Below are 23058 nucleotides of genomic sequence, written 5' to 3'. Positions count from 1 at the left end.
ATATGGAAGAAAAAATGATATTTATAGACTCACATGTTCATATGTCATCCAGGACCACGGATGATTATGAAGCTATGGCAGAAGCCGGGGTTGTGGCGGTTATCGAGCCTTCTTTTTGGTTGGGACAGGCACGTACCCAAGTAGGTTCATTTCAAGATTATTACAGCAGTTTGGTAGGTTGGGAGCCCTTTAGGGCCAGTCAATTTGGTATACAGCACTATTGTACTATCGGTTTAAATTCCAAGGAAGCGAATAATGAAGCCTTGGCGGAAGAAGTAATTGAGTTATTGCCTTTGTATCTCCACAAGGAAAATGTTGTGGCCATTGGGGAAATAGGGTACGATGACCAAACCCCTGCAGAGGATAAATATTTTCGAGTTCAACTGGAAATGGCGAAAGAACTAGGAATGGTGGTACAGGTGCATACACCGCATCGCGATAAGAAATCAGGTACCATCCGAAGTATGGAGGTATGTTTGGAACATGGCCTGGATCCTGCTATGGTCGTCATTGACCATAATAATGAGGAAACGGTGCGGGAAGTACTGGATAGGGGCTTTATTGCGGCTTTTACCATCTATCCCAAGACAAAAATGGGGAATGAACGTATGGTAGAAGTGGTCAGAAAATACGGTAGCACAAATATCATTGTGGATAGCTCGGCAGATTGGGGCGTAAGCGATCCGTTAGCGGTCCCCAAAACCGGCAACCTAATGTTGAAACGGGGTATCGCAAAGGAAGATGTTGTGAAGACCTGTTACCAAAACGCTCTGGATATCTATGGCAAAAATGGAAAGATGAAGGAATCCGATTGGTTGAACCCCAAGGGTATCGACCAGACGCAATTATATAATGAGAACAGCGTATTGCGCGGTCAGGTCCCAAAGGTGGATTCAGATAAAATTGTATAGATGTCCACTGTGCTAAAAGGATATCTACGGTTGGCTCGTCCGGCTAATTTACCTACGGCCGCCGCTGATATTTTGGCCGGTATTGCAATTGCCGGAGTTCTTTCCAATGATTTTATTGGTTTAGAAATCGTTTATAAAATAATCTTCTTGGTTTTTGCATCGGTCTTTTTGTATGCGGGCGGAGTTGTTCTTAATGACGTCTTCGATGTAAATTTGGATAAAGTGGAGCGTCCGGAAAGACCCATTCCAAGTGGATTGATTCCTCTAAAATCTGCAGCACTTTACGGAGCGCTTTTATTGATATTGGGAATAGTATTGGCCTATTTTTCCGGATTTTTTAGCGGTATTATTTCCATGGTTTTGGCTTTTTTTATTGTCCTTTATGATGCTTTTTCGAAAAAAGATGGCTTTTTTGGGCCTTTGAATATGGGATTGTGCAGGGGCTTGAACCTAATCTTGGGCATGTCCATTCTGGGAGCATTTTCCCAGTGGTGGTACGCCGGAATCCCTTTGGTGTATATCTTTGCCATAACGGTAATAAGTAGAGGTGAGGTGCATGGAAATAATAAGAACCATATCATTTGGGCAGGGATATTGTACATACTGGTTATTTTGGCCATTGTAACTATTGTTATGTCTAAAACCGACAATATAGTACAGGTAATTCCTTTTTTAGCGCTCTTCGCTTTTTTGGTCTTTAAACCCCTTATTCGTGCCTATAACTTGAATTCTCCTCAAAACATAAAAAAAGCCGTGATAGCAGGTGTCCTTTCACTAATTGTTCTGGACGCTTCATTGGCCGTGGGTTTTTCCGTTTGGTGGTATGGCCTTTTGTTGTTACTATTGTTGCCTTTATCCCTACTTTTGTCCAAGCTTTTTGCAGTTACCTAAACCAAAACGATGCATTCAAAAACTATAGAACAATCCTTTGCCGTACAGTATGCGTACAAATTACACTTTACCCAAAAGCTGTTCGACCTCCAGAATACTTTATTCAAGGATGTTTTTGAGGGGTATAAAAAGAATGGAAGGGTAAAGGCATTTTTTGTAATCGATAAGGGTGTCCATGAGCTTCATCCCGGGCTAGATAAGGAGATAAAGGACTATTGCACGCAGTATTCCGCGCACGTACAATATACAGGAAGTCTCATTATAAAAGGAGGGGAACAATGTAAAAATGACTATGGAAATGTTTCCGCCATATTGGAGAAAATCAATACGAACTCCATTTGTAGACATTCCTTTGTGGTGGCTATCGGTGGAGGGGCCATAATAGATATGGTGGGTTATGCGGCCGCGATTGCACATCGGGGAGTGAAACTAATTCGCGTTCCTACCACCGTACTCTCCCAGAACGATTCCGCCGTTGGGGTAAAGAACAGCATAAATAGCTTTGACAAGAAGAATTTTCTGGGCACTTTCGCTCCGCCTTATGCCATAATCAATGATACGGATTTTCTAAAAACCTTGGAGCAAAGGGATTGGATAGCAGGGATAGCCGAAGCCTTAAAAGTTGCCTTGATCAAAGATAAAAAGTTCTTTGATTACCTTAAAGATCATGCTCAAGAATTGAGGAACAGGGATATGGCCACTATGGAATACGTGATTTATAAATGTGCCGAAATGCACATGCATCATATAGCCCAAGGGGGCGACCCCTTTGAAAGTGGTTCTTCCAGACCATTGGATTTTGGCCACTGGGCCGCCCATAAACTGGAGCAGATGTCCCGGTATACACTTAGACATGGGGAAGCCGTGGCAAAGGGCATCGCCCTGGACATTACATATTCGCAGCTAACAGGCCTTATTTCCGAAGCTACCCAAAAGTGTATTTTAGAGGTGATGCAAAAAATCGGGCTCGATTTACACATTTCCGTAGAAACCGAAAAAGAAATAAAGGAACTTTTGCTAGGAATCGAGGAGTTTCGGGAGCATTTGGGAGGGGAGCTATGTATTACCTTGATTTCTGAAATTGGCAAAAAGCACGATGTGAATAAAATCGATTTAAATCTTATGCAACATGCGATTAAAGTTCTAAACGATGGTTGTAAAATAAAAATAGACTAGCTAAAATGCATATAAACACCACTACTCAACTTACCTATTGCACAAATATTCATCCAGGATCAAATTGGGAAAGTACGTTTACTAGTCTAAAGGAATATGTTCCCGGTATTAAGGCAAAGGTATCTCCCGATCGGCCTTTTGGATTAGGTTTGCGTTTGTCCAACAAGGCCAGTGAAGAACTTGATGAAGGGGAGCATGTATTGGAATTCAAGGAATGGTTGACACAAAACGACCTTTATGTATTCACTATGAATGGGTTTCCCTATGGGAATTTCCATGATGAACGTGTAAAGGAAGAGGTGCATACTCCGGATTGGACAACGCGGGAAAGGGTAACGTATACCAAACGCCTTTTTGAGCAGTTGGTGGAATTACTTCCCATGGGAATGTCCGGTGGGATTTCTACCTCGCCCATCAGTTATAAATACTGGCACGCTAGCGAAGAACTAAAGAAAAAGGCCTTTGAAACAGGTGCCGAACACCTAGCTGAAATCGTTTTACAACTTTGGGATTTGGAATCCACTACAGGCAAATACTTACATCTGGACATTGAGCCCGAACCGGACGGTCTTCTCGAGAATAGTGAGGAGGTGGTTCATTTTTTTGAAGAATATTTACTGCCGATAGCTGTTCCGATACTACGGGATAAGGCTGGGATTGCCGCTGAAGAAGCGGAAAAATTGATCAAAAGACACATCACGGTCTGTTACGACATTTGTCATTTTTCCCTGGCTTACGAAGAACCGGAATATACGTTTCAAAAGTTTGCTGAAGCTGGGATCCAAGTTGGAAAGATTCAAGTTAGCGCTGCCCTAAAAATACTTTTTGACGAAGAGAATCAAGATGCCATTTGGGAGTCCCTTGCCCATTTTGATGAACCCACCTATTTGCATCAAGTTACTGAAAAAAAGGATGGCAAGGTGAAGACTTATAACGACTTGCCTATCGTTTTAGAGCAAAAAAATGATTTTACCGAGTTAAGGGCCCACTTTCACGTTCCAATTTTTTTGGAGCGTTTTGATACCTTGTATTCCACTCAGGACCATATTTTGAAAGTAATCGACTATCTGAAAAAACATTCGGTTTCCGAGCATTTAGAAATCGAGACCTACACTTGGGACGTACTTCCAAAAGCGTTAAAACGCGAGTTGTCGGAATCGATTATACGGGAGATCAATTGGTTAAAGGATAGATTGTAATCCCATGCGAAAAACGGTGGTCATTAATGTAGTAGGATTGACTAAAAGACTCATTGGTGAGCATACGCCCTTTATAAAATCCTTTTTGGAAAAAGGAAAATCAACGGTTATCCAACCCGTGCTTCCCGCAGTTACCTGTTCGGCACAATCAACCTACCTCACCGGGAAATACCCTTCGGAGCATGGTATCGTGGGCAACGGATGGTATTTTAAGGACGAATGTGAGGTGAAATTTTGGAGGCAATCCAATAAGTTGGTTCAAAGTGAAAAAATCTGGGACAAATTAAAAAAACAAGATTCTAATTTTACCTGCGCCAATTTATTTTGGTGGTATAATATGTATGCCAATACCGATTATAATGTAACGCCACGGCCCAATTATTTGGCAGATGGAAGAAAGATACCCGATATCTATTCCCACCCTTCAACCTTAAGGGATACCCTACAAGAGGAATTGGGAACTTTTCCGCTGTTCCATTTTTGGGGCCCGAAAACTTCCATAAAGTCCAGCCAATGGATAGCAGATGCAACCCTGCGAACGGATGAAATTTATAGTCCAACACTTACATTGATCTACCTTCCCCATCTGGATTATAACCTGCAACGTTATGGCCTTGACTTCAACATCATATCCAAGGATTTGCAAGAGATTGATAGTGTGGTAAAGCAATTGGCAGAACATTATCGGAAACAAGAAGCACATATTATCCTGCTTTCGGAATATGGAATTACCAATGTGAACCGCCCAGTGCACTTAAATAGGATACTTCGAAAAGCGGGCTACGTAAACATTCGCACGGAGAGGGGATTAGAGCTTTTGGACGCCGGCGCTAGCAAGGCCTTTGCCGTAGCGGATCATCAGATAGCACACGTATATCTAAACGATGACTCCATCAAATCCAAAGTACGGGAAACATTGGAAAAATTAGAGGGGGTAGAAAAAGTACTATCGGGAGAGGAAATAAAGGAGACTAATTTAAATCATGACCGCTGCGGTGATCTGGTAGTTATTGCGGACAAGGATTCCTGGTTTACCTATTATTTTTGGATGGATGATGCCAAAGCCCCTGATTTTGCCCGTATGGTGGATATTCATAAAAAACCGGGATACGACCCTGTGGAAATGCATACGGATCCCAGGGACAAATGGGTCATGGCAAAGGTCATCGGCAAACTTATCAAAAAGAAACTGGGCTTCCGAACTGTGATGGATATCATTCCCTTGGATGCCAGTTTAATAAAGGGGTCTCATGGCAGGATTCCAGAGCACATGGACGATTACCCTATTTTCATCACAAACAATAGCTCAGCAAACTTAAAGGAGCAAATACCACCTACCGAAGTCTTTCACCAATTGGAAAATCATATTTGCAATTAGCATTGATGCGGTCTTTGCCATTGGAAGTCCATTATTTTTTTATTTTTAGGGAATAGGCTTTATGAGGATTCAAAAAGAGTCTCGTTTTCACGAACCGATTCAACAAAATACAAATATGAAACTCCAAACCAAAACAAGGGAAAAATGGTATTCACGAAAAAGTAACTTTCCCCAATATGTCTTTTGGATATCGATTTTTTCAATTTTACTCAATTTAACCGGTTGCGGATCGGAGGTTCTCGAAGAATCTTGGAGTTATGAAATAGATCTTGGCGATGAAAGCCCCCAAGGAATTCTTAAATTGGTAAAATCGGGCGGAGATGATCAAGCCTTAATGGTTTCTTTGGATTGGGGGACATTTATACTTGAAAATGTTTCCATTACCGCGGACCGGATGTCGGGAAACTTCGAACTTTTTGGAAATGCGGCCAAGTTGGAGGGTACATTTAAAGAAAATACGTTTTCTGGGGAACTTAGGATTAATGATGAGGTATCCCCGTTTAGGGCCACGAAGTTATCTAATGAACCCTTTCAGGTAGATCGCTCTACTATTGTATATGTACTTTCCGAGTCAGATCTGTCCGAATCCGAGAACAATATTGACCATTCCGGTATCATTTCCAGTGCGGATCGCGAAGGATACAAAAGGGGGGAACGGATATATTCCGCTAATTGTATCAACTGCCACGGAACAGATGAGGTAGAAGGTTCAATTCCGTTGTCCACCAAGTTTTGGGAGCAACCGTTTAAAGCCGGTAGCGATGCTTTCTCCATGTACCAGACCATAAGCCGCGGTTATGGTTCCATGCCACCACAACCAACGCTGACCCCACGGGAAAAATATGATGTCATCTCCTATATACGCCATAAATACATCAAGGAAAACAAAGAGGAAAACTATATTGCCAATTCTCCAGGTTATTTGGCTGGTCTGCCCAAAGGAACTTCACAAGGTCCTGAAGCCAAACCCTACCAACCCTGGTCTGACATGGATTATGGAAATTTTTTAATCAACACCTATGAGTTGGTGGATGAGGAAACCGGACCGGAACGATATCATTCCCCAGGGCCCGCCCCATATCCTGATGAGGATTATAGCAAGAACAATTTTGCGTATAAAGGTATTGCCATCCGTTTGGACAAAGGAGATGGGGGAGTGTCCAAAGGAAAGGCCTGGATGATATTTGATCATGATATAATGCGTGTTGCCGGGGGATGGACCGGAGAGGGATTTATAGACTGGGACGGTATTCTTCTCAATGACAAACATGAGACGTATCCTAGGACAATCGGTAAACTTCATTTTGAAACCCCGGTAGGTCCCGGATGGGCCAATCCTCTAACAGGCTCTTTTGAAGATCCGAGATTTCGGGCTCGGGATGGTAGAGCTTTTGGCCCATTGCCCAAAAGTTGGGCTGATTACAAGGGTTTGTATCATTATGGAAATCATACCATTGTTTCCTACACCGTGGGAAATGCCCAAATTTTGGAAGAATTGGGTTTGGAAGACCTAGCAGGGAACACCATTTTCACCCGGACATTGAATATTGGTCCATCCACCGGTGAATTAAAAATGAAAGTGGCACCGGTAGCTAATGAAGTAGCTCTTGTAGGTGAAGGTGCTGTGCTCCAAGAGGAAGAGGGGTACATAATACTTAAGGTTCAACATAGAACGTCAGTGAACCTCAAGTTATTTATTGCAGATTCATCCGTAAAGAATTTGAGCGCTTCGGCCGCTTCAAGCCCACCCGAATCATTGGCGCAATATACTTCAGGTGGTCCCGCACATTATCCCGAGAAGATAAAAACTACAATTACCTCGGGAAATGAAGATGGCCTTTTTTCGGTAGATCAATTGACCCCTCCATTTGATAACCAATGGGCCTGTAGGATGAAGTTGAGCGGTATCGACTTTATGGGAGATGCCAACAAGGCCGTGGTTTGTTCCACGGATGGCGATGTTTGGTTGATTAGTGGACTTACCGATACTACAGGACAACTCACATGGCAAAGGATTGGATCCGGTCTTTTTCAGCCGCTGGGTATCAAAGTACTAAATGATAATATCTATGTAATTTGTCGGGATCAGTTGGTCTTATTACATGATTTTAATGGCGATAATGAAACCGATTTCTATGAAAGCTTTAATCATGATCATCAGGTAACCGATCATTTCCACGAGTTCGCCATGGGGCTTCAGGCAGATGCTCAGGGGAATTTGTATTATGCCAAGAGTGGGCGTCATGCAAGGGAAGCTTTGGTACCCCAGCACGGTACTTTACTAAAAGTCAGTAAGGATGGCTCCCAAACTGATATCATTGCTACTGGTTTTAGGGCGGCCAATGGCGTATGTATTAATCCGGATGGCAGCTTTTTGGTTACCGATCAACAAGGATTTTGGAACCCTATGAATCGTATTAATTGGGTCGATGGAAAAGGTAAATTCTACGGTAATATGTGGGGGTATGGCCCGCCCAAGGATACCACTAGGGTGGCGATGGAACAACCCATGGTCTGGGTGGACATGCAATTTGACCGGTCTCCCTCTGAACTCCTGTGGGTAGACAGTAAAAAATGGGGCCCCCTAAATGGAAAACTTTTGAGTTTCTCTTATGGTTATGGCAAAATCCAATTGGTACTTCATGAGAAAGTGAAAGACCAGATGCAAGGTGGTGTCATTGATTTGCCCGGGGTCAAATTTTTAACGGGTGTTATGCGGGGAAGGTTTAACCCCGGTGATGGACACTTGTATGCCTGTGGCATGTCCGCTTGGGGTACCAACCAAATGTTACGGGGTGGAGGACTGTACCGGGTTCGTTATATAGGTAAACCGCTAACGCTTCCCATAGACCTTAAAGTAACAACTTCATCAGTTCAGTTGGTTTTTGAACTACCTCTGGATCAAAACAAAGCCAAGGATATTGGAAATTTTGAAATAAGGACTTGGAACCTCATTAGAAGTAGTAAATACGGTTCCGATCGTTATGATGAACAGACCTGGGACATCTCCAAAGTGGAATTACTCACCAATGGGAAAGGAGTGAAACTCTTTAGTAAGGATATACAACCCGTGGACGTTATGACGATTAACTACAATCTGACTTCCCAAAACAGTGACCCTATAAAGGGAACCATTCAAAATACAATACATGCCTTGAATATGGAAAGAGAACCACTTTAGACTTAAATTATCTCTTGGATTGGAATGAATAGCTTCGTGTAGTAAAAAAGAAATTTCTCCGGTTCGGTAGTGTTTGGATGCATAATTATACCTCCCATGGAATAGATTCCCATGTAAAAAAATGGTTGGCTTATGATAGAAAAAGGTTTTGATGGCAATTTCGAAACCTGTACTTTAAACATGCATAGAATAAGAGACCGTTTCAAAAGAGTCTCTAGACTAAAAAACTAATTCTCAGGAGTTTTGTTCCTATGATGTCTTCATTAAAGTATAGTTTCAATTGGAGTGCAATTTGCATTACGGTATTCTTCGTTTCCTGCACGGAAGAGCCTTCGTCCCATAACAACATCATTCTCAATGACCCTGATCTTTCGTTGCGATTGATTGCAGAACATCCAAGTATTAAGACGCCCATAGGGATGGCCATTGATGAAAGAGACGCCATTTATGTTTTGGAATCCCACACCCATACGCCCCCGGACAACTATCAAGGACCAAAGTTTGATTTGATTAAAAAATCCGTGGACGAAAATGGTGACGGTATCCCGGAGAAATGGATGATTTTCGCGGATAGTATAGAAGATGGGATGAATCTGCATTACGATTTGGAGTATGGTTTGTTTTTGACCACCAAGGATGTTGTTTATCAATATCTTGACCATGATAAAAATGGTGTGAGTGATATGAAGAGGGCAATAGTTACCATGGTAGAGCCCAAAAATGTTTATGACCATGCGGGAATTTTGGGACTTGCCTTAGGTGAAGATGATCGGCTTTATGTCTCCAGGGGAAATGTAGGGGGAAACCCTTGGACTATTCAGGGAACCGATGGGTCACAAATTGAGGGGTATGGTGATGGGGGTAATGTCTTTAGATGTAAAGTGGATGGTAGCCAATTGGAGGAAATAGCTACCGGTTTCTGGAACCCGTTCGATTTAAAGTTCAATAGCGAAGGTCGACTCTTTGTTACGGACAATGATCCGGACAGCCGAGGCCCAAATCGATTGATTGAAATTGTGCCCGGTGGAGATTACGGATACAAATCGGTATATGGTGGAAGTGGTATCCATCCTTTTTCAGCATGGAACGGCGAATTACCGGGAACATTACCCTTTTCTGCTCCTTTGGGAGAAGCACCCTGCGCCATGATCGATGGGAGCTTTACCAATTTTGGAGACCCATATGCTTCTCAAATGTTGGTGAATATTTGGGAGGAGAACAACTTGGTTCGCGTCCCTTTGGAACAGAACGGCTCTTCCATAAAAGGTAGCCCGGAAGTTTTAATTCAAGGGGACCCCTCTTTTCATCCCGTTGCATTGGCCTCAAATAGTGTTGGAGACCTATATATTACGGATTGGGTTTTAAGGGAATACCCCAATCATGGAAGTGGGCGGTTATGGCGAGTTAGGTCCAAATCGGTTACGGCAAAGCAACCTAATGCAAAGTCTAAAATCAATAGATTTAAAAAGGACGCTAGGAGCGTAGACCAGCTTATTGAGGCCCTCAAACAAAAAGACCCTTTTGAATTGGCCATGACCCGGCATTCCTTGGCAAAAATTGCAGGGCTTAAAAAGTTGCTCTCCCTAATAAAAAATAATGACTCCCATCTACGTTTACAAGGTCTATTGACCCTTTTTAAGGTAAAGGAAACCTTGGATAAAGCGACCATACTTTCTTTATTGAAAGATGAAAATCAGGATGTTCAAAGGATGACCTTAATGTATATTGCCAAAAAAGGCATCACAGAAATGGAGCCTTATTTGTTAAGTGTATTGAGGGAAAACCAAATACGGCCGCAACTTTTTGAGACTCTTTTGGCCACTGTTAGGCATTTGCAGCCTAATTTCATAAATGAGATCGGGAAAAGATCAGGAAGAAGTTCCAAAATACCGAGGGAATTACCCAAATCGTTTATCGAGGATCTTTTAAGAAACCCAGCAATAAGCGATAAGGTGAAAGCTATGGCTTTACCCTACTTGCCAGATTTTAAGTCGAACAGGACACTTATAGCCGAACTTCTTGGGAATGCAAAGGATGAAGACCTTCAAATTGCCTTACTCCATGCCACTAAAAAGATTCCCGGAACTGATTTTAACGATGCGCTCCAGAATATAGCTTTCAATACCGATTTTACAACAATTGCACGGTCAATGGCCGTGCAGGAACTGAGTTATAGTCCCCAAAAACATGCTAAGAAGGTACTGGCTCTACTTAATGAAAACAATCAAATTCTACAATATGCTGCCCTAAAGTATCTCTGTACGACCCGACTAGATGATGCAACACGGGCTGAAATCCAGGGATGGATAGAAAATTCGAAAAACCAAATATCCGAAACTGCTTTTTCCATTTGGAGTAATTGTGTTAAAGGTGTTACCACGCCATTTAATGAAGCTGATTATGCATCGGTAAAGGGCAATGGGAATTTCGAAACCGGGCGATTGGTTTTTGAAAACAGGATAGGTCTATGTACCACTTGTCATAAAATAAGCGGTTGGGGAGGATCTTTTGGACCCGAATTGTCCAACATTGGAGGTAGTAAATCCATCGCGCAATTGGTATCGGCGGTTTTGGAACCCTCATTGGAGATTTCCCCGGAATGGCAGGGGTGGTATCTAGTGGATGCGGAAGGGACAAGGCATACGGGTAGACAAATCGATGTACACCTTAACTATGCCGAGTTGATGAATACAGATGGGGAATACGATACATACAAAAACCCAGAATCTTATGGGGTAATGGAAAGTTCCTTGATGCCCGAGGGGCTGGAAAGGACTATGACACCATTGGAATTCAATGATTTAATTACATATCTAAGTCAGTTAAAATAGAGAACCATGAGCGATAGAAGAACGTTTGTAAAACGTATGGCCGGAACCGCGGCGGGGATGGCCATGGGCGTACCTATGCACATAAGGGCGTCCAATAGAAAAGCCCAGGAATTTCTTGAAGCAAAGGGAATTAAGGATTTACCCGAAAATCCTTTGGTGCTCTTTGACAATTTTCATGCGGGAAACCGAAGATCCTATTCCTGGAAAGCAAAATTAGCAGCCGCCGACCATGCCGGTTTTGATGGATTTGAATTTGTTGGTCTAAATACGGATTCCAATACTTGGAAAGAAGTTACAGATCTTTTTTTTGAGACACGTTTTAAAGTTATGGGTTTCCATGGTACCACGCAGGCCGTGATAGATGGGAAAGCTCCCGAAATTGATGAGGAAATCGCCAAAATTGTAAATAACGTAAAGGCTTTGTCCCAACTGCCCATCAAGCCCTATTATTCCTTGTCCTTGAGTGGCCGTGGGGAATTGATTGGTGATACTATTGCAGAAAGTGGTTCGGCCAGGGCCGAGGACAGACATTGGGAGCGTGCCTATAAAATAATCGCTGCTTTCGATAAAGCCTGTAAGGAGTACGGGATAGTTGGTGCACTATATCCGCATACCCATTGGATATGCGACACGCCCCAGTCCGCCTTTAGGATATTGAAAGGCGCCAAGGCGAACACCATAGGCCCTGCTTTTTGCTCCCATCATTGGTATGCCAATACGGCTTCGGATGAATTGGATGAAGTCCTAAAAAATGACTATATGAAGCGCTTAAATTATGTGGTCCTCACCAATGGGATTTTTTCACCGGCCAATTTTCAGGCAGTTCGTTTTAACGAAGGTCAGATAGATATGGCCTGGATGCTTGCCAAAATTTATGAATTTGGTTATACCGGTCCCATTTCCACGCAAGGATGGCGTATAGGGGGAGACCCCTTGGTAGCCTGCAAACAATTCGTGGATACCATAAGAGCACTTCGAAAAAGATTTTCAGAATATCCGGAGCTATATCCGTTGATTTGAGCCGGATAATATAGAAAAGGATTTCATTATGGATAGGTAAGCAATTGCTGCCCTTTAAGTTTTCATCAATCCTAAAGCTTCCCGCTAATTGCCATTTTTTATTAAAAAACAGTAATTATTTATTGTTTTTCAATAATTTTTTGTTTTTTTATAATTAAATTCGTTGTTATGGTAGTGAAAAATAGGGTTTATGGCGGTGCTCTTATTCAGTTTTTATTATGGGTGCTTAGAATTGGTTTTTTTCTTTTTGCACACGGAGTAATTATCTGGCTGATTTACAGCATTTTCATTTTTATTACCGGTGGTCCAACACGTCATATGGATTTTCCCGTGATGTTTTCCTTTGCCGATGAGGGTTCTCTAAAAACACTTAATGATGGTTCGGCCGCAAAGTTTTATATGCGAGGTGCAACCGGGGCAATTATGTCAGATGAAGTTCCTAGAGGGTTTTTGGCCATATACAGCTTTATAGCCCTTTTGATCAAAGTTCTTTTTCTTCTTTCTTTGCGGTTGACAATTCGTATCCTGGATTCAGTGCGAATAGGAAAATTTTTCATTGTGGAAAACGCTATTCGATTGAGGTATATTGGGTTGTTAGGGATTGTGTTTTTTATTCTAGACCGATTGGGAACGGTAATTTCTGCATCCTATTTCAGTGATAGATTGGAATTTTCTGGCATGGTATTTACAAGTTTCAACCTGTTTTCTTGGGTTACCCTAAACTCTTTATTTATATCCCTTTTCCTTTTAGTCATTGCGGAGGCATTCCGTATCGGAGCACAATTAAAGGCAGAAAATGATTTAACTATTTAAGAAAAGAGCATGCCCATTGTTGTGAATCTTGATGTGATGTTGGCCAAACGAAAAATGTCTCTTACCGAGCTTTCGGAAAAAGTAGGGATTACCATATCCAATCTTTCCATTTTAAAGAAGGGAAAGGCAAAGGCTATTCGCTTCAGTACCCTTCAGGCCATCTGTGAAGTTTTGGAATGTCAACCCGGGGAAATCCTCGAATACATTCAAGAACAAGAATGATTTTGATGGTGTTTTAATGTTTTTATTCCAAATCTTCGATTTTCAATTGTTTTTCCAACCAGTACTCATCTGTTTGAAACCCATAGGCGGAGGGATCATACGCACCAACCAGATTTACATTGGCTTTTTCGGGTACCGACATGTCCAACGCCCAAAACACCCCATTGATCAAAAGTCTCCGGACACCTTCGTTCATTAGGTCACTGGAGGAGCCGATAGTGGAAGTAAAAGCTTTGCCCACTTTCCCATTTGGGATTTGATAGCTTTTAGTCCAAGCAATCGGCATCAAGGTTTCGTTAACCGTAATTCCTTTGTCATTAACCGTAGCGATTTCATCATCGGTAGGCCTCATGCCATAAAAGACATCGTTCTCATCATATTCTCCTTTTCGATTGACAACCTGGCCTAAGACCACATGCTCCGCATCTCCGGGCAAAGGGAGTCTAACACCATACACATCCGTAGAACCCCAAATTTCGCCATTTTCGATACCATTGGTAATGGGATGAGAGGCGGATTCCTCAGGTATAATTCCGCGTGTACTCTGGTGTTTATGGTGACCATGATGTGTATGCCACTTTTCACCCAGGACCAGACGACCAAAACCATCCGCCCATTCGGTCATATCACCTTTGTAAGCATTACTATAGTGGGAATAGCTGGAGGTAGAGTCCTCCTCGGTAAAGTTAAAAGCATGGGTGGCCGTTCGAATGGCGACAATCGGTTTCCCTGCTTTGAGATAACTATCAATAGGTTTCATCTGCTCATCCGGGAGTGCCCTAAAACGGGTGAAAAGCACTATGGCGTCTGCGGTATCCAAAGCTTTCAATCCGGGAATATTCTTTAGATAATTGGCATTGACCACGCCGGGTTTATCGGGATGTTGGGCAAATAACACGGTACAAGTAAACCCGTGATGTTCGGATAATATTTTGGCCAATTGGGGTAGTGCCTCCTCAGACCGATATTCCTCATCCCCTGAAATTAGAACAACGTGTTTGCCATTGGCACTATTTCCTGCAAACGTTAGAAACTGCTTAGGTGCCTCTACCGTCTTTTCCGTCTCTTTCTTTTCTGTTTTTTGCCCGCAAGCCATTAATAGGGCAAGGAGTAAAAGAGAATATATTTTCTTCATATTTATAGATTGACTTTCAAGTTATTTATTTTGTTGTTTGTTGCCCGGTTGATTTTGATGTTTTTACTTACCACTTACCACTTACCACTTACCACTTACCACTTACCACTTACCACTTACCACTTACCACTTACCACTTACCACTTCAAATCCCCATTCCTTTTTTTATAAACTCCAATCCCTTTTGATAGACTTCTTGCATAGGGGAATAATCTCGCCATACGTTGATGGCATTGGCAAATTCCGGAATTATGGTGCTAAAGGCCTCGATAGTCAACCATCCGTCGTACTTTATTTCCTTCAAGGTCGTAAAAACATCGTCCCATTGTACTTGCCCGCTGCCCGGTGTGCCACGGTCGTTTTCACTGATATGCACATGTGTTAAATGGGGTGCTATGGTCATTAGTGCCTGGGACTGACTTTTTTCCTCAATATTGCTGTGGTGCGTATCATACATTGCTCCCAGACTGGGATGGTCTACGGCCTCTACTAAAGTTTTTAGGTCTTTCATAGTATTGTAAAGGTAGCACTCAAACCGGTTCAAAGCCTCCGGGGCCAACACAATATCCGCTTGTGCGGCATATTCCGCTGCTTTACGAAGCATCTCGGCACTCCATTGACGTTCCTCTAGGGTAGGTGGTTGCCTTGTAAAATGGGCAAAACTAGAATGCAAAGGGCCACAAATAGTATCGGATTTCAGGGCCTCGCCATTGTCGATGGCCCATTTTAATCGGTCGAGTCCGGCCTGCCTGATTTTGGCATCGGGACTGGCGATATTTTCTTCAGGGCCTAATCCGGTCACTGTTGTTACACCCAAGCCCAATTGGGCCAAATGATTTCCCAATTTGGAATAGTGTGTCACATCACCTTCACCCATATAAAGTTCAATGCCATCGTACCCTGTTTCCTTTAAATCGTCAATAATGGGATAATGCTCTTCTGTTACATGATTGGTCCAGAGCAAAAGGTTCATTCCAATTTTCATTTATATCAATTTATTGCGGTATTTCAGTTTTCTAAATCATTTCCTAAAAGAAACAACCCCCACCTGTAATAGGCAGGGGGTGCATATAATCTTATATTTTTTTCGACCTGGTTTTTGATTCCATGTGGTCAAAATTTCAGTTTTATCAGGATGCGGCTGCCACAGCTTCCGGTTTCCGATTCTTCATCCAAAAATAGAGTATGGTAAACAGTACGATCAATATACCGGGGAACAAGGTCATGGTCTCCAAAGTGGCCTGGCCGGAAACCAACTCCAATTCGTCTCCTGTAAGGCCTGCAGCCGCAGCTTCGGCTTTGTCAGCATCGATCCAACTACCAATGATAGGCTGGAAAATTGATGAGGAGAACATGCCTACGGCACCTATAATCGATAGGCCCAAGGCACCACTTTTTGGAATTTTGTCTGCGACGAAGCCAACCATATTCGGCCAAAAATAGGCAATGCCCAAGGCAAAAAAGATGGCTGCCACATAGGCCATAGCTCCTGTTTGGGTACTGAACAGATAAATACCAATAGTAGCTAGAACGGCAGAGCCCAGAAGTACTCCAGTTTGATCGAATTTATGTACCATTTCACCACCAAAATATCGTGCCACTGCCATAATTCCCGTAACCAAAGCCAATATAATCATGGGAGATGCCCCACTTTTGGACAAAATCAGTCCTACCCACTGTTGGGGCCCGAACTCTGAAATTGCGGTGAGGGACATACAGGCGATCATAAAAAGAAACAAGGGGGAAACCATAGCTTTTAAATTACCCATAAGAGTAGCACCTTCCTTAACTTTCGCCTTAGGCCAGGTCTGTCCAAAGAAAAGATAGGCATAAATCAAGGTCGGAATTAATATGACCCAAATTTGTGATTCCCAGCTCATGCCCATATCCGTCATAATTTTGGAAACGATACTTCCTATGACGATTCCTCCGGGGAACCACATATGGAAACGGTTCATCATCTTACTCATTTTGTTGCCCTCATAGGCATCCGCTATCATAGGATTACAGGCCGCTTCGGTACATCCGTTACCCAACCCTATAAGAAGCGTTGATATGAGCAACCCTGTATAACTACCTGAATAGATAGTCATGATAATGCCTATGGCGTGGGCGAAGAAAGCAAATTGCATGATAGCTTTGCCACCTACCTTATGATAGATGAGTCCGCCGATAACCATGGATATGGGAAAGCCCAAAAACCACATTTGGTTGATGAAACCCAATTGTGTAGCGGATAAACTCAGTTCTTCTCCTAATTGGGGAAGGATGCCGGCCCGAATACTAAATGATAAGGCTGTAGTGATTAAGGCAAAACAACTACCGTAAAATAATCTTTTGTCATTTACCATCGAGGTGGAAGCGGTATTTTCCATACGTTTTTAGTTTAGGTTGATTAAAATCAATACTAGAAAATTTAAATTCAAAGTATAAGTTTACTTACTTTTTTGCTATTATCATAATTATTTTATGGTTGTCTTACCAGTTTATCACAAAATATAGGTTGCTGTTAAAAAAGCCACAACATTTATTTCATGAAATACATGATTTTAGCTAAATTAGTCCACTTAGTGTACGTACACACCGATAATTTACAATACCCTAAATAGTTAAGACAAAATGCAACAGAACAATTATCCCAAATTGCACAATGCCTCTTGGCCTGGTGTAGTGGGTAAGGGACCCGATTCCGAACCCCCAATTGACATTGATACCATGATCGAACTTACCGCCAATGCGGAAGTGGACGGAACAAAATTTGATGGTTTTGACTTATTTCTATTCGATCCGCATATGGACATTGATGCTTCGGATGATGATATCAAACGAATGGCGGACAAGGCGACGTCCAAAAACTTGGAAATCGGAAGTCTGGTCGCTCCCGTGTGGACTCCTACGGGAGGGGGATCTGCCATGGGCAGTTCAGAAGAGCGTAAGCAGTTCGTGACACAGGTGCACAAATCCTGTAAGATAGGACAAAAGCTTCGCGAAATAGGGGTTCGTCCAAACGGTATCATTCGAATAGATTCCTCCATAGATCCAGAAAGTTGGGCCCAGGACCCTGTTGGAAACACAAAATTGATTGCCCAAACGTTTCGGGAGGCCTGCGATATAGCTGCGGATTATGGGGAATCCCTGGCGGCTGAGGGTGAAATCTGCTGGGGCGGGATGCATGGATGGAAATCCATGGTCAATACCCTGGAAGCGGTGGATCGACCTAACATTGGTTTTCAGGCAGATATGGCACATACCTTATTGTATCTTTTAGGATATAACAAACCGGATGAGCGGATTCTTCCCGAAGATTTTCAATGGGAAGACAGGGCCACTTTAACTAGGGGCCTTAAAACCCTTACGGCAGCCTTGAGACCTTGGACCATAGATTTTCATGTGGCCCAGAACGATGGCACTGTTTTCGGGGCAGGCTCGCATGACAAGACCGGGAGGCATTGCCAGGCTGCGGATCCCAATGGAAAATTGGATATTCCGGTTGATGCTGGACATTGGCTACGAAATGAAGATGGTAGCCTTACCAAAAGATTCAAGCATATTTGCTGGGATGGTTGTATGTTCCCCAACGAGGTTATGATGCAGCCCAAAACTTGGAATGATGTTCTAGGTGCTATGATTAAGGTGCGCGAGCTTCACGGATGGCACGAGGCCGAATAAAGCAAATGTAATTAATCAGGCAATAGTATTGACTCCTATACGAATGCCAAAATACCAATAATCAATAACCCAATAACTAGTTAATGTAAATGGCGGACAAAAAAGAATTGAGAATAGGACTGATAGGATACGGATTTATGGGCAGGACCCATACCAATGCTTACAAACGTTTGGGTGATTTTTTCCCGGAATTGAAACACAAACCGGTTCTAAAGGTGGTATGTGCCCGAAACAAAGAACGTTTGCAGGCCTTTGCCGACCAATGGGGATATGAATCCATAGAAACCGACTGGCGGGCCGTGGTTGCCCGAGATGATGTAGATGCCATTGATATTTGTACCCCGAACAATATGCATGCGGAGATTGCCATAGCTGCGGCCGAAGCCGGAAAGATGATATTATGTGAAAAACCATTGGCTAGGACCGTGGCCGAAGCGCAACCCATGGTAGATGCTGTAGAAAAGGCCGGCGTTCCCAACACGGTGTATTATAACTATCGCAGGATTCCTGCGGTAACCTTGGCCAAACAATTGATCGATGCTGGAAAGCTTGGAAAGATATTTCATTATAGGGCCAATTTTTTACAGGATTGGACCATCAGTCCGGAGCTTCCCCAAGGCGGTGAGGGATTATGGCGATTGGATAACGATGCTGCCGGATCAGGAGTTACCGGAGATCTTTTGGCACATTGTATAGATACGGCCATGTGGCTGAATGGAGGCATCAAGGATGTTTCGGCCATGACGGAGACATTTATCAAGGAAAGGGTACATACGGGTACCGGTGAGGTGCAGAAGGTAGGTATAGACGATGCCTGCATTTTCCATTGCCATTTTGACAATGGCTCTTTAGGTCTCTTTGAATCTACACGTTACGCTAGGGGACATAAAGCACTGTATACCTTTGAAATCAATGGAGAACACGCCTCAATTAAATGGAATCTGCACGACCTGTCCCGATTGGAATATTTTGACCATCGGGATGAATCCGTGGAGCGAGGATGGCGATCCATTCATGTCACCGATGGTGACCAACCCTATATGGACAAATGGTGGGTTCCTGGTCTGTCCATTGGTTATGAGCATAGCTTTGTACACCAAGTGGCCGATTTCTTCAAAAGTATCGAGGATGGAACACCCTGTTCCCCAACCTTTAAAGAGGCCCAGGAAACGCAAAAGGTTTGCGAGGCCGTATTGAATTCCGCGACATCAAAAAGCTGGCAGGAAACAGGTGTCAATTGGTAGGGGTTTTGGAAATATTTCCAAAACCAAATTATATTCCATTTCAAAAATTTAATAAAGAATTTGTTCATAATGACCAATGCAATAAAAGGTTTTTGTCTCCATGGAAAGGAGAGAATATACCCTAACTCCGGGGTTTCCGTTACAAGCAATACTTCCGTAGTGGATATGGAGCTTCCCGAATTGAAGGAAGGTGAAATTTTGGCCAAGACCCTCTATACTGGAATCTGTGGTTCGGATAATAGTGCAAGTTTGGGAAAGCCTAATTTTGATTGGGTACAGCGCCCAAGGATAATAGGCCATGAATTTAGTGCGGAGGTACTGGAATTGGGGCCTGGGGAACACGGTGATGTAAAAGTAGGCGATGTTTTTACCCCCTTGGCCATGTTGGGTTGCCGAGACGAAAATTGTCCAGCCTGTATGGTAGGCAAATGGAATTTGTGCCCCAAGAAACAAATTATCGGCTTTCATAGAAATGGAGGCTTTGGTCAGCAGGTAGTGCTGGAGTCCGATAGGGTCGTCCATTTGATTGATGGTCTTACGCCTGAGCAAGGTGCCTTGGTTGAACCCCTATCCATTATTGTAAATGCCCTTCATAATAAATGCAACATAAAACCGGGGCAGGATGTGGTGGTCACTGGATGTGGAATTATCGGTCTTATGTCGGCCGAATTGGCAAGGGCTGCAGGAGCAAGGGTGGCCGTTACCGGAATAGCCCATGATCGGGATATTCGCTTAAAAAAAGCAAAAGAACGAGGTTTTATCACCATAGAAGTCTCCCCGGATAATACGTTGAGCACCCAATTGTCCAAGGGTGTTGTAGATGATAAGGGCATCCCTTTTGGAACCAATGGGAAGGTGGATCTACTTATTGAATGCTCCGGGGTACCTCAAGTACTTACCGAAGCCATAGATGTTGTGCGACCGGAAGGGGATATCTGTGTTATTGCCACCTATCCTAAGGAAGTTGAAATCAACGCCACCCACCTTACGCGTACATCTTTGAATATGAGGGGATCTATGGGGTCTTGCAGGGATGATTATATGGTTGCCCAAAAGTTGATGGTCACCGGAGTATTTCCCTCGGAACACTATACCAATTTCTATGATTTTGAGAATATTACGCAGGCTTTTGAAGATTCAATAAAGGCAAACAACGTAAAGGCCGTAATAAAAATGAACTGATTTTTAATGAGACAAGAGACAAGAGATATGAGAGGAAAGAAGCGACATGAGATTCAAGACAATTATGACAGATTGTGGAATCATTCCATTTTGTTTTGTCCAGCATAGTAGTTTATGAAACCTAACAATTCAAATTGAGAACCAGTCTACGGTCTAGCATATAACATCTAGCGTCTAATATCTATAATCTAGCATTCAACATACATGCATACAATATTTATTACAGGAGGTACCGGTTGTATAGGGTCGGTAACCATTTACAAGTTATTGCAGTCTTCCGAAGTCGATAAAATAGTCGTCGCTACACGGTCTAACAATACCAATCCCTTAAAATTATGGTTAGGTGAAGAGTTGGATTCCCGTTTAGAGTTTATTACCCTTGACGTTTCCGATTACCAAGCCATTGAAGAAGTGCTCCAAAAACTTAACCCGACCCATATTATTCATTTGGGTGCATACCAAAGTCCGGATTGTTCAAAATATCACATTCGCGGCATGGAAATTAATACGGGAGGTACGATGGCCCTTTTTGACGCCGCCGAGAAACTTCCGAGTTTAAAAAGGTTTGTATTCGCAAGTTCCGGGGCAGTGTATGGCATGCGATCCATGTATCCCCAAGAGACCATTGCCGAGGATGTACCTCTGGCACCGCCTAATCACTATGGGATTTGGAAACTGGCGGGAGAACATTTGGCCCGTTTGTTTTATGATACTACTAAAGTGCCAACGGTATGTTTACGGATTAATACTACCTACGGCAAGGGTAGGGACAAGGGAAAGACTTCGGCACCAACCAATGCTATGAAAGCTATAGCCATGGGGTCGGTCTTAGGGAAGCTGATGCCCTTTGAGATGCCGTATCAAGGGCGCGAAAATTATCATTTTGTAGAGGATGTCGGTGCGCACTTTGCTGCTTGTACACTACAACCCTATTCCGGTTTTGGTGCTTTTAACATTAAAGGAGAAACCATACCTATTCAATCTTTTCTACAAATTGTTGAAGAACAGGCCAATGCATTAGGAATGGGAGAGTTTGCAAAACTTTCCATAATCGATGATGCTCCTCCCAATCTTTTTATTTGTGATTTGGATCATACCAAAATTGACGGTACGTTCAAAGATTTACCGCGTACGGCTATAGCCGAAGGGGTACGGACTTCGTTACAAGAGTTCAAGAAAATGGCAGAAAAGGATATTTTAGATTTTTCAATAAACACATGAACACAATACGAATAGGTTTACTCGGCGCAGGTGATGTGGCCGATTTGCATGCAGAGGCCATCAATAGCCTGGAAGGCTCGGAATTGGTCGGACTTTGGAATCGCACCCCTGAAAAAGGAAAGTTGAAGGCAGCACAATATGGTTGCAAGATCTATGCTTCTGTAGATGATTTGCTAAATGACGCGGATATTGACGCGGTATTCATATTGACCAATATGGAGACCCATTGCGAGTATACTATTAGGGCCGCAAAAGCAGGGAAGCATGTTTTGGTGGAGAAACCTGCAGCCTCTACCATTGAGGAATTGGATCGCATGAAAAAAGCAGTAACCGAAGCCGGGGTAAAGTGCATGCCCGTTCATAACTATATTTATGAAACAGGCATTCGGCGTGCAAAGGATATGATTCAGAGTGGTAAGCTGGGAGATGTAACCCAGTTTTATATGATGTACAATATTCATCATGCTGATGAGATTAGGGCCAGGTATCCTGGTGTAATTCGTCAGATTTTGACTCACCATAGCTATACTATGCTCTATTTGGCAGGAAAGCCAAAGACCATATCGTGCTTAAAACATACGGTTGATGATACCCTGGCGCCACAAGAAAATGTGGCAATGGCCAATATTCAAATGCAAAACGGAACCCTAAGCCATTTATGTGCCAGTTTTGCCAATGACGACCATGCCGGTGACCCCTGGACCTGTATTATCAAGGTAATCGGTACCAAGGGTAGTACACGCTATAGCTATCGCGATTGGGTAATCAATGATCGGAATGGTGCCCATTCTCAAACTTATCACTGTTATCCGGAATCCATAAAGAATACTACTACGCATTTTATCAATAAGGTTTTACGGGAAGACGCAGAGCCACTTTCCAGTTTGGACGATGCCATTACCTGTCAGCAAATTATTGAAGCCTGTGAAAAGTCGGTAGAAGAAGGATTGCATATAACTTTCAAATAAGAAAATAATAAACCAAA

The 23058-nt window shown here is 42.9% G+C and carries 18 protein-coding genes; 15 read left to right on the top strand and 3 right to left on the bottom strand.

Features of this window, described 5'->3' with window-relative positions; translation table 11 throughout:
• Positions 1 to 2: 2 nt before the first annotated feature.
• From ACP2AF_RS18720 to ACP2AF_RS18675, 10 genes are all read left to right on the top strand, one after another.
• Positions 3 to 911, top strand: coding sequence for a TatD family hydrolase (locus ACP2AF_RS18720; protein ID WP_425237670.1), 909 nt, complete (start codon positions 3 to 5; stop codon positions 909 to 911).
• On the top strand, positions 912 to 1802 hold the full coding sequence (eboC, locus tag ACP2AF_RS18715) for a UbiA-like protein EboC (protein WP_425237669.1): 891 nt from the start codon (positions 912 to 914) through the stop codon (positions 1800 to 1802).
• Positions 1803 to 1811: 9 nt separating this feature from the next.
• Positions 1812 to 2978 (top strand): 3-dehydroquinate synthase, encoded by a 1167-nt coding sequence (locus ACP2AF_RS18710; RefSeq protein WP_425237668.1) that lies wholly within the window; start codon positions 1812 to 1814, stop codon positions 2976 to 2978.
• A gap of 5 nt (positions 2979 to 2983) precedes the next feature.
• Positions 2984 to 4177 (top strand): metabolite traffic protein EboE, encoded by a 1194-nt coding sequence (eboE, locus tag ACP2AF_RS18705; RefSeq protein ID WP_425237667.1) that lies wholly within the window; start codon positions 2984 to 2986, stop codon positions 4175 to 4177.
• Positions 4178 to 4181: 4 nt separating this feature from the next.
• Positions 4182 to 5555 carry an alkaline phosphatase family protein gene (locus tag ACP2AF_RS18700; RefSeq protein ID WP_425237666.1) on the top strand — a complete coding sequence of 458 codons (1374 nt, stop codon included), beginning with the start codon at positions 4182 to 4184 and terminating at the stop codon, positions 5553 to 5555.
• A gap of 115 nt (positions 5556 to 5670) precedes the next feature.
• On the top strand, positions 5671 to 8736 hold the full coding sequence (locus tag ACP2AF_RS18695; RefSeq protein WP_425237665.1) for a DUF6797 domain-containing protein: 3066 nt from the start codon (positions 5671 to 5673) through the stop codon (positions 8734 to 8736).
• A gap of 251 nt (positions 8737 to 8987) precedes the next feature.
• Positions 8988 to 11567 (top strand): PVC-type heme-binding CxxCH protein, encoded by a 2580-nt coding sequence (locus tag ACP2AF_RS18690; protein WP_425237664.1) that lies wholly within the window; start codon positions 8988 to 8990, stop codon positions 11565 to 11567.
• Positions 11568 to 11573: 6 nt separating this feature from the next.
• Positions 11574 to 12587 carry a sugar phosphate isomerase/epimerase family protein gene (locus ACP2AF_RS18685; RefSeq protein WP_425237663.1) on the top strand — a complete coding sequence of 338 codons (1014 nt, stop codon included), beginning with the start codon at positions 11574 to 11576 and terminating at the stop codon, positions 12585 to 12587.
• Between the two features lie 168 nt (positions 12588 to 12755).
• Entirely contained in the window at positions 12756 to 13400 is a 645-nt protein-coding gene (locus ACP2AF_RS18680; RefSeq protein ID WP_425237662.1) for a DUF2975 domain-containing protein, read from the top strand.
• A 9-nt stretch (positions 13401 to 13409) separates the two neighbouring features.
• The gene (locus tag ACP2AF_RS18675) at positions 13410 to 13622 is read left to right on the top strand and encodes a helix-turn-helix domain-containing protein (RefSeq protein ID WP_425237661.1); all 213 of its coding nucleotides are present in this window, start codon (positions 13410 to 13412) and stop codon (positions 13620 to 13622) included.
• Between the two features lie 22 nt (positions 13623 to 13644).
• Here ACP2AF_RS18675 and ACP2AF_RS18670 read toward each other — a convergent pair whose 3' ends face one another.
• The 3 genes from ACP2AF_RS18670 to ACP2AF_RS18660 form a co-directional block, all read right to left on the bottom strand.
• On the bottom strand, positions 13645 to 14757 hold the full coding sequence (locus tag ACP2AF_RS18670; protein WP_425237660.1) for a ThuA domain-containing protein: 1113 nt from the start codon (positions 14755 to 14757) through the stop codon (positions 13645 to 13647).
• A 145-nt stretch (positions 14758 to 14902) separates the two neighbouring features.
• A complete protein-coding gene (locus ACP2AF_RS18665) occupies positions 14903 to 15742 on the bottom strand; it encodes a sugar phosphate isomerase/epimerase family protein (protein ID WP_425237659.1) in 840 nt (279 codons plus the stop codon).
• 145 nt (positions 15743 to 15887) lie between these two features.
• Positions 15888 to 17132: an MFS transporter gene (locus tag ACP2AF_RS18660; protein ID WP_425237658.1), complete on the bottom strand. Its 1245-nt coding sequence runs from the start codon at positions 17130 to 17132 to the stop codon at positions 15888 to 15890.
• 244 nt (positions 17133 to 17376) lie between these two features.
• Between ACP2AF_RS18660 and ACP2AF_RS18655 the strand changes: the two genes are divergently transcribed.
• The 5 genes from ACP2AF_RS18655 to ACP2AF_RS18635 all read left to right on the top strand — a co-directional run bounded on the left by ACP2AF_RS18655 (position 17377) and on the right by ACP2AF_RS18635 (position 23041).
• Entirely contained in the window at positions 17377 to 18426 is a 1050-nt protein-coding gene (locus ACP2AF_RS18655) for a sugar phosphate isomerase/epimerase family protein (RefSeq protein WP_425237657.1), read from the top strand.
• A gap of 89 nt (positions 18427 to 18515) precedes the next feature.
• A complete protein-coding gene (locus tag ACP2AF_RS18650) occupies positions 18516 to 19670 on the top strand; it encodes a Gfo/Idh/MocA family protein (protein WP_425237656.1) in 1155 nt (384 codons plus the stop codon).
• Between the two features lie 69 nt (positions 19671 to 19739).
• Positions 19740 to 20852 carry a zinc-dependent alcohol dehydrogenase gene (locus ACP2AF_RS18645; RefSeq protein WP_425237655.1) on the top strand — a complete coding sequence of 371 codons (1113 nt, stop codon included), beginning with the start codon at positions 19740 to 19742 and terminating at the stop codon, positions 20850 to 20852.
• A 204-nt stretch (positions 20853 to 21056) separates the two neighbouring features.
• Complete coding sequence (locus tag ACP2AF_RS18640) at positions 21057 to 22073, top strand: NAD-dependent epimerase/dehydratase family protein (RefSeq protein ID WP_425237654.1); 1017 nt, start codon at positions 21057 to 21059, stop codon at positions 22071 to 22073.
• Entirely contained in the window at positions 22070 to 23041 is a 972-nt protein-coding gene (locus ACP2AF_RS18635; RefSeq protein ID WP_425237653.1) for a Gfo/Idh/MocA family protein, read from the top strand. The genes ACP2AF_RS18640 and ACP2AF_RS18635 overlap by 4 nt, the downstream gene beginning before the upstream one ends.
• Positions 23042 to 23058 lie beyond the last annotated feature (17 nt).

The sequence above is a fragment of the Ulvibacterium sp. genome (assembly GCF_965248315.1).
Taxonomy (GTDB): domain Bacteria; phylum Bacteroidota; class Bacteroidia; order Flavobacteriales; family Flavobacteriaceae; genus Ulvibacterium.
Note: the sequence above shows the minus strand (reverse complement) of the source record. Positions and strands in the feature narration are given on the sequence as shown.